General features: G+C 43.7%; 3 protein-coding genes. 1 reads left to right on the forward strand and 2 read right to left on the reverse strand.

What is annotated here, in order from left to right; all coding sequences use genetic code 11:
- The coding region (locus tag QVO99_RS08855; RefSeq protein ID WP_288177101.1) for a helix-turn-helix domain-containing protein at window positions 1–242 on the forward strand (242 nt) is incomplete at its 5' end.
- 6 nt (window positions 243–248) lie between these two features.
- Here the strand turns inward: QVO99_RS08855 and QVO99_RS08860 are convergent.
- Both QVO99_RS08860 and QVO99_RS08865 read right to left on the reverse strand, forming a co-directional pair.
- Window positions 249–842, reverse strand: coding sequence for a hypothetical protein (locus QVO99_RS08860; protein ID WP_022317245.1), 594 nt, complete (start codon window positions 840–842; stop codon window positions 249–251).
- Between the two features lie 54 nt (window positions 843–896).
- Window positions 897–1,688 (reverse strand): outer membrane beta-barrel protein (locus QVO99_RS08865; RefSeq protein WP_288177102.1); only part of this gene is annotated, 792 nt, incomplete at its 5' end.

Raw genomic sequence — 1,688 nt, forward strand, 5'->3', positions numbered from 1 at the left:
GCTATTTTGAATATTCCACATTGCGCCATAAGTGGGAAAAGAAAGAAGGCATAACCTTGAGCGAGACTGAGAGAGATGTTTTGAGATTGTCTGCCCAAGGTTATACGATGAATGATATTGCCGACCGACTATGCAAGTCGGTTGACACTATAAAGGCTTGCAAGCGCAACCTTTTCGCCAAGATGGGCGTGAAGAACATTGCCGAGGCGCTGTTTCATGCCACGAACTATCAGATGATATAATCGCAATCATATCTCTTCCAACAATGGCGAGAGATAGAACTTGGGGAAGTATTTCACCTCCTTGCCTTCCGCAAGGGTTACGAGGATGTTGGCACAGTAGCCGGTGGCAATATATGCTCCGATGCCCAGTTGCGGGAAAGACTCATTGGAATAATGCATGATGGCTTCATCTATCCAAGGCACAGGCATCTGCCAGAACATACCGTACTGCGAGATATACTTGCCTAATGAGCAACGGAAATCATCCGTTCCTTTTTTCACGACTTCGCTGAATGGATAGCCTTTCGGTTTCTCTACAGCGAGAAAGGCAGCCTTGCCAAGATTGACAACATGGATAACGGGGATGCCCTGCTCCTTACATTTCTCATCGAAGGCAAACGAGGCTTCGTTGTCATGCAAGGTTGCATTCACCGCATACAGGATGCCCGACAAGTCGCATGCATCCACATCTTCCATCGTCAGCGTATCCTTTTCTATGCGATAGATATGAAATCTATCTTCCTGCCGAAAGCTTTCATGGAAGTCATGGCGCAAGGCACAGGAAGCTATCAAGCCTCCCATGTCTGCGCCACTAATCAACAGTTTTATTGGGTTGTTCATTTATAGAGAGATTTATTGTCATTACACCATTGCTAGATTCAGCAGATAGACAGATTACATTCTGTTCTTCTGGCTTTCTCCTGCACCTGTACCCTTATACTTACTTCTTGTAGTGTTGAACTTATACCGTACAGTAAGCGACACTTTGCTGGTTGACTGTATATCAACAATCATGTCCCTCATTTTGCCATAATGAGCACTCATGTGGATGTCGTCTGTTCCAAACAAATCATAGACAAAGAGCTGGAACGACAACCGGTCTTTCAAGAAAGCCTTATATACAGATACATTGGTACAAAATCTTGGCTTATACGAATATATATTTCTTCCATAACCTTTTGTGGTATACGACATCATCCACGTTAACATTGCCAACTTGGTGTTGAAGGTATTATTAAAGCGGAATACTGCCATAGGTTTGTTGGATATTTTGCCATCATGTGCATCCATATCAAGCCACTGTTTTGTCACAGATGCCGTAAATGAAGGATGCCAAATACCAAACGAAGGTCGCAAGTTGACGGAAGCTTCTACATGATTATATGCCTTTCCATTCACAGGCTTAAGCAGTCCTATTGCAGGATTGTCTTTGTAAGTCTCTACATTCGACATCATCGTATGCGAAGTATGGCTGTAGGTCATGTCGAAAGTCAACCACTTGTAAGCCAATTCGTAGTTGAGATTTTTGCTTATCTCTGATACTAAGAATGGATTTCCTGTTTCATACATGTAGCGGTTGTCATACTGTATGCCGCTGCGCAAGTAATGATAGGAAGGGCGGTCGATGTCGGTAGCATAGCTCAACTGCATCTGCACCTTGCCTACAGACATCGATAAGCTGATGAA

Source organism: Prevotella sp. CAG:592, from assembly GCF_000436015.1.
In the GTDB taxonomy this organism is placed as follows: Bacteria; Bacteroidota; Bacteroidia; order Bacteroidales; family Bacteroidaceae; genus Prevotella; species Prevotella pectinovora.